The sequence below is a fragment of the Nostoc sp. CMAA1605 genome, from assembly GCF_021596505.1.
Classification (GTDB): Bacteria; Cyanobacteriota; Cyanobacteriia; order Cyanobacteriales; family Nostocaceae; genus Trichormus.
The window spans coordinates 43,579-50,406 of the sequence record NZ_PJIZ01000051.1 but is presented as its reverse complement, the minus strand read 5'-3'; the positions used below and the strand labels follow the sequence as shown (position 1 = coordinate 50,406).

The following is a 6,828-nucleotide window of genomic DNA, read 5'->3' as shown; positions in this document are numbered from 1 at the left end:
ACCAATGACTAATGACTATCGACTAATGACCGTTATTACCGATCGCTTTCAAACCCTCAACGGAATCAAGAGTGCGCTCTGATTCCGTTTATTACTGCCGGTGATCCCGATTTAGCCACCACAGCCGAAGCTTTAAAGGTTCTGGATGCTCACGGTGCTGATTTTATTGAATTAGGTGTTCCCTATTTGATCCTCTGGCTGATGGCCCTGTGATTCAAGCGGCTGCTACCCGTGCTTTACAACGGGGGACGACTTTGGAAGCTGTGCTAGAAATGCTCCAAGCTACTACTCCCAGTCTGCAAGCACCAATTATTTTATTTACTTATTACAACCCGATTCTGCATCGGGGAATTGATCAATTTTTAGAACAAATCGCGGCGGCTGGGGTGTCTGGTTTGGTAGTTCCTGATTTGCCTTTAGAAGAAGCAGACGGACTATTAAAACCCGCTAGTGAGAAAGGGATTGATTTAACTCTGTTAATTGCCCCTACTAGTTCCGCCGAAAGAATCGCCGCCATTTCTCAAGCTTCCCAAGGGTTTATCTATTTAGTGAGTGTTACCGGTGTCACGGGGATGCGATCGCAAATGGAAAGTCGTGTGTCTGATTTATTACAAAAGATTCGTCAATTCACAGATAAACCCATTGGTGTAGGCTTTGGCATCGCTCAACCAGAACAAGCAACGCAGGTAAAAGCCTGGGGAGCAGATGCAGCCATTGTGGGCAGTGCCTTTGTGAAACGGTTAGCCGAAGGTACACCAGCACAAGGACTCAGTGCGATCGCCGAATTTTGCCAAAATCTTAAAACAGCCATCACCATATCTTGATGAGCAAGATACACTAGATTAAAAAGTATGACAAGGAAGTTTTTTTTACCCAGCTATAGTGGACAATTCCATATTTATGGTCTTGAATATTAACATCACAATACTGGGCTGTAAAAAAACAAATGATACAGTCATCTATGATTTGGGTATTATGTGAAATTAAGTAGGCTTAACAGATTATGAGTGTGTGTGTGAGTCAGTTAGAGATTACAAATATTTACATCGCAGGTGAGGTTAAAGGGCGATGAGTGAGAGTATGGCATTTATTGGCGGTGTCGCTGTAGCTGGACTGGCCGCTCTTTTATTACTGAGGGGGACAAGTGCTTCCCTACAGCCTAATTTCGCTGTTAGTCCTCAAATTCCGTCCACTGTGGTAGCACCCCAAATCCAGCCCCCAACGTATTATCCTCCCTACGGGCAAACACAATACCCTAATAGTCAGCCCCCTACCGCGCCTAACGCCGAACAAAGAATAGAATTAGAACGGCTAAAAATGGATTTGGAACGCCTCAAAACCGACAACGAGCAATTGAGAGCGCAAAATCAACAACTCCAATTCCAATTCCAAAACTACAATAATCAACAACTGCAATTAGCACAGCAAAATAGCCAAAAGCTGGCGACAGCAGCATTCCAAGCAGACACACCTTGGTGGTCTTCACCTATAGTCTGGGCAGTTGGCGGTGCTACTATCACCATTGGTGGCGGTATTGTTGTTGCTGGTGTGTTATCTTTATTTTCTTCAAGACAAAATTCTAGTCGCACCGTTCAAGTAATTCACCCCTACCACGGCCCTACACAGCCTTTAGTTCCTGTGCGGCGTGCAGAATTTCTACCCCCTGGTGGTGTGGATGCTAGACGCATTGAAACTCACGAATATGACGAAATGAGGTAAGAGAGAAGGCAAAAGGCAAAAGGCAAAAGATATTTCTTTCGACTTTTACTTTTTGACATATTTAAGCCCCTCTCCGTGTCGGAGAGGGGTTTGGGGAGAGGTAATAGAACTCGCATTAACTTACTAAAATTTAGAGCTTTAAGTCCCAGTCACAACACTTAATTGTGTTAGCGTAGCGGGACATTAGTCCATTGCGTTAGCGTAGCGGGACGTTAGTCCATTGCGAATTGCGAATTGCGAATTGGTTCAATATCCATTTTGCGGTAGTTTTTCGGGACTGATAATATTTGAATCATCTGAATCTGTCGATTGTTCACTCTCGGAGGTTTCTGGCTGGGAGTGGTTTTCGCTGTCTTGATTCTTGGTGTGGGAAGTAACTTGTTTCTCCAGGTTTTCGGCAGCTTGTTTAAAGACTGGTTCTAACTTGTCTCGCCAGTATTTAATGTTGGGTAATTTTTCAGGATGCTTTTGGTAGTCTAAAACCTTATCCCACTGACCATCATCTAAAGCTTGGTTGATATCTTTAAATAGTGCGTCTGCTTTTTCCCAATCTTGTTGCCATTGTTGAATCATGGCGGTTGTTTCTTTAATGCCAGCAGAGGCACTATCAGGAACGGATCTAAGTGTAGCGATCGCACCTAGTAAATCACCTGAATCATACTTTTGTCTAGCTTTGGCGATAATTTTGGCAGGATCTTCTTGAGATTTGGCAGGGGTAGGAGTGGCGGAAATTATTGGTTCGAGTGATGCGGATGGGGTAATTATCTCTGGAGATTTTTCTTTGGGTTGAGGTACTGGTTTACTAGCAATAAATTGATTATCAGTGAATGTCTGAATGGCAATACCCTTATTACGCAGACAAGCAGTCCATTCCTGATTATTGATAATCACATCTGAGTGCGCCCAAGCCAAACGCCGGGAATTAAATTTAATTTCCACCCAACCCCGCTTAGTGCGTCTACCAGTTACCTCAAATTTGCTATTTTCGCCAATTGTTTGTAAGACATTATCGGAATTAATCGAACTCGGTTCAGAACGGATATTAGAATTACCCGCTACCACCGCTAAACATTTATTGGCAGTTGTCGCATCATTCCCTAAGAAATTAGAGGCAAAGTTTTTCACGTTGGGATAGACATTAGCCACCACAGCCGCCGCACCACCGGCTAAAAACAAGCCAATTAATAATGGCCAAGGGTCAGATTTGGGGGATTTGGGAGGCGATGGTTGAGGTTTAATTGGGTTAGCTGGCGCAACCGCTACAGTTTTTTGTCGAGTTATCTGAGATGGTAGTGTAGTAGGTTGGTAGTGAGAACTATTAATAGATTTTTCCGCCTTAGCTGATACAGCCACAGGCAAAGGGTTAGCAGCATCTTTACAAGCTTGCAAGGCTTCTGTAGCGGTTTGGTAACGGTCTTTGAAGTGATAACGCACCATCTTAGTTAACACTTCTGCCAGACGAGAGTTGACTTTGACTAAATGCAGCCAGATAATTTCCCCTGTGTTGGGGTCTTCTTGCAGTTCGGCGGCTGGTAGTCCTGTTAAAGCTTGAATGGCGATAATACCGAGAGAATAAATATCACTATTCGGTCGGGGTTTACCTTGTCCCTGTTCTGTGGGCATATAACCAGGAGTCCCAATAGCGACTGTCGCAGTGGGTTGTCCCCCAACTGTCACCATTGATGTGCGTAATTGCTTAACTGCACCAAAGTCTACTAAAACTAACTTATGATCTGAGGTACGGCGAATAATATTATCAGGTTTAATATCGCGGTGAATTACCCCTTGCTGGTGAACAAACTCCAGAATACTCAACGCATCCTGCAAAAATTGCATCACTTGGGTTTCATTCCAACGCTTACCAGGGATAAGTTCTTCTGTAATGGTATGACCTTCAATATATTCTTGGACTAAATAGAATTCTTGATTTTCATCAAAATAAGCCAATAACCGAGGAATTTGGTCATGATGACCCAGCCTTTCTAAAGTTTCTGCTTCACTGTTAAACAGACGCTTGGCTGTTTCAAAAATTTTCGGGTCAGAACTAGTGGGTTTGAGGTGCTTCACAACGCATATGGGATTTCCAGGCCTGCGGGTATCTTGGGCTATGTAGGTTTGACCAAAGCCTCCCACAGCTAAGACACGAACGACTTGGTAACGATGGTCTAGTAGCTTGCCTATCATAAAATCCCTCCCCACAGTTATCACCTAGATTTTCCCGATGGTAATTAATATCTCCAAATTTTTGGTAGTGAAATCCGCTATCTTGATAAAAGATTTGAACTCCATACGCAATTCTTTTAATAAATACAGACTGTAAATTTTCCTTTTAGTGCCTTCGTTAATTACCAATGCCACCTAGAATAACAGACCAAAATACATGGCAGCAGGCCGAACTGCTGATGCAGCCTGCTTTCATTCGCGTAATTGATAATCTTCGCAAACAGTTAGAAGAATCTGCTTGGAAGGGAACTTACCAAGATGTGCTGATTTGGCCAGCTAACGTCACTGATGAGACTAAAGCTTTGGTGACACAGTTATTGCAAGAGATGGAAGATGCAACTTTAGAACAAGCAGAAGCCATCAGAGAAAGACTTGCGAGATTGCCAATGCCCCATCCAGGATATCACTTATGTTTGCAACGTCAAGACCAAAATGTCAGTATTGATTTGTGGGAATTATGCTATCAAGTATGTTTTATAAATTACCACCCAGAAAGTGAAAATGTTGATATTGATACTAATTTAATTGATGAATTTGGGGAAGTAGATTGGCAACATTTAGAAGATAAAACTAAGAATTTAGTTGAACAGGTGTTTGCTAATTTACCTGAATAATTAAGTGCTAATTAACTGTAAATGTCCTCAGAATATGATTCTGGGGCTATATCAATAAACTCTGTTTTGGTAAAGAATGAAGTAGGCGATCGCTATTTTTATAATATATTTCGAGTCATATCAATCAAAACTATAGAGTAGTCTTTGTCACCATCTGTAACGCTTCTTCATAGCTAGGCTCACAGTCTTCACGATAACATTCATAATGTGCCTCAAAATCTTCTTCTCCCGTAAAACAATGATAATTCATCCCCACTACCCAGCAGGGGCGAATCTCTAAAGCTTTAGCGAGTAGTTCATGGCGTGTCATGGAATCATACTTCTCTACAGGTTCACTAAGAATTGTTTCTACTTGAGCAATCGCATATTCTTTACTAAAAGCATTGCATAGTTTTTCCGCAGAGTTGGTGGCATTTCTATCAGTTAATGATACTGCAATTTTACTGTGTGAATAGTTATCTGTTATATACTCATCTAACAGATAGCCATTTTGGGAAAGATGATACCAAAATGTAATGCCGTCAATAACATAAATAGCCAAAATAGAGCAGTTAAATTTCCTAGACAGATGAGAGCATAAACAAGCCATAATAGCTTGCTGGGGAGATAAATATCTTTTGTATAAAGATGAGAAATTATATTCTTGTTGGATATATTTCGGTAATTTATTGGGATAACCGATTGATGCTAAATCATATAAAACAGTGTACTCATTGACTGTAGGAGAAACGTAAGCATCAAATTTAATATTAGATAGGTAATTAACTAATTCATTTTGGGAAACTCCCTGTAGCATGATGTTGGAATAACGTATTCCCATATTTGGTTTACATTGATGATTTTTTTGCCGCTTTACGCTTCACTTCACGATAAGGTAATGGCTTAAGCGACACCTATTTCCACCTGAATAGTTTTAATTTGAGGAGTCATGGTAGCAACTGGTGGCTCAAAATGCAGTGATAAAGCTTCCTCTAAATTAGACAAGGCCTCAGCTTCAGTTTCGCCTTGGCTAGCAATATCAATTTCCAAGCACTGTGCCACAAACCAATTACCTTCTTGGCATAGACTTGCAGTAAAGGTTTGTTTCATAAGTTTTGTTCGCACTTTTTCTTTGATTATATGTCTTGAACAATTCAAAGGTGCATTGAAGCCGTTAACCAGGATTTGCTAAAATCACCAATGCGAAAACATTGAAACAGGGCAACTCTTGACTACTATGCCAACATCTGCACTTGACGGTAAAGACGCAGCTGCTATCCAAGCCGCAACCGCAGGGGTTGCTGTATGCGATCGCTCTTCTTGGGGACGCATCCGTGTTTCTGAAGATGACCGTATCAGGTTTTTACACAATCAAAGTACGAACGATTTCCAAAGTCTCAAGCCAGGACAAGGCTGTGACACGGTGATGGTAACATCCACAGCCCGCACGATAGATTTAGTCAGTGCTTATGTGTTGGATGACGCAGTGTTGCTTTTAGTATCGCCTAACCGTCGTGAATTTTTAATGCAATGGTTAGATCGTTATATCTTCTTTGCTGATAAGGTGCAATTAGCAGATGTGACGGAAGAAACTGCAACTTTTAGTCTCATTGGTACAGGAAGTGACGCGGTAGTTGAAAAACTTGGTGCTGGGGCAATTATCGGTCAACCCCACGGTAATCATATAACAGTAGATGACAGTATCATCGTTGCAGTTGGTAGTGGTTTAGCGTCCCCTGGTTACACAGTAATTTTGCCTGCGTCCGTCAAAGAGCAAGTATGGCAGCAAATTTTAGACTTAGGGGCGGTAGAATTAAGCGATCGCGGTTGGGAACATTTACGCATCATCCAAGGTAGACCAGCCCCAGACGCAGAACTCACAGATGATTTTAATCCCTTAGAAGTCGGTCTATGGCAGACCATTTCCTTTAATAAAGGTTGCTACATCGGACAAGAAACCATTGCCCGGTTAAATACATATAAAGGTGTCAAACAATATCTTTGGGGAATTAAACTGAATAGTCCAGTCGCAGTAGGTGAAACTATTACAATTGGCGACGAGAAAATCGGTAAACTCACCAGTTATACCGAAACACCCGATGGTTATTTTGGACTAGGTTACGTGAAAAGCAAAGCCGGTGGTGTAGGGTTAAAAATACAAGTAGGCAACACCGAAGGCGAAATCATCGCCATCCCCTTTGTGTCTCACGAATATCCATAAGAGGGAACAGGGGAGGTGGAGGGAGACAAGGTAGAAAAAATCATGCCCAATGCCCAATGCCCCATTCCCAAT

General features: G+C 42.0%; 6 protein-coding genes and 1 pseudogene. 4 read left to right on the top strand and 3 right to left on the bottom strand.

Annotation, left to right across the window (positions count from 1 at the left end):
• Positions 1 to 25 precede the first annotated feature (25 nt).
• Both trpA and CV014_RS17685 read left to right on the top strand, forming a co-directional pair.
• A pseudogene (trpA, locus tag CV014_RS17690) lies at positions 26 to 824 on the top strand (tryptophan synthase subunit alpha).
• Between the two features lie 244 nt (positions 825 to 1,068).
• Positions 1,069 to 1,719 carry a heterocyst differentiation related protein gene (locus CV014_RS17685; RefSeq protein ID WP_236143223.1) on the top strand — a complete coding sequence of 217 codons (651 nt, stop codon included), beginning with the start codon at positions 1,069 to 1,071 and terminating at the stop codon, positions 1,717 to 1,719.
• 246 nt (positions 1,720 to 1,965) lie between these two features.
• On the opposite strand, the gene CV014_RS17680 is transcribed toward CV014_RS17685, so the two are convergent.
• Positions 1,966 to 3,903, bottom strand: a complete 1,938-nt coding sequence (locus tag CV014_RS17680; RefSeq protein ID WP_236143222.1) for a serine/threonine protein kinase — start codon at positions 3,901 to 3,903, stop codon at positions 1,966 to 1,968.
• A gap of 167 nt (positions 3,904 to 4,070) precedes the next feature.
• On the opposite strand from CV014_RS17680, the gene CV014_RS17675 reads away from it, so the two are divergent.
• On the top strand, positions 4,071 to 4,556 hold the full coding sequence (locus tag CV014_RS17675) for a hypothetical protein (protein WP_236143221.1): 486 nt from the start codon (positions 4,071 to 4,073) through the stop codon (positions 4,554 to 4,556).
• Positions 4,557 to 4,686: 130 nt separating this feature from the next.
• Here the strand turns inward: CV014_RS17675 and CV014_RS17670 are convergent, their stop codons facing one another.
• Both CV014_RS17670 and CV014_RS17665 read right to left on the bottom strand, forming a co-directional pair.
• A complete protein-coding gene (locus CV014_RS17670) occupies positions 4,687 to 5,376 on the bottom strand; it encodes a hypothetical protein (protein WP_236143220.1) in 690 nt (229 codons plus the stop codon).
• Between the two features lie 62 nt (positions 5,377 to 5,438).
• Positions 5,439 to 5,645: a type II toxin-antitoxin system HicB family antitoxin gene (locus CV014_RS17665; protein WP_236143219.1), complete on the bottom strand. Its 207-nt coding sequence runs from the start codon at positions 5,643 to 5,645 to the stop codon at positions 5,439 to 5,441.
• Positions 5,646 to 5,772: 127 nt separating this feature from the next.
• Between CV014_RS17665 and ygfZ the strand changes: the two genes are divergently transcribed.
• The gene (gene ygfZ, locus CV014_RS17660; protein ID WP_236143218.1) at positions 5,773 to 6,756 is read left to right on the top strand and encodes a CAF17-like 4Fe-4S cluster assembly/insertion protein YgfZ; all 984 of its coding nucleotides are present in this window, start codon (positions 5,773 to 5,775) and stop codon (positions 6,754 to 6,756) included.
• Positions 6,757 to 6,828: the final 72 nt, after the last annotated feature.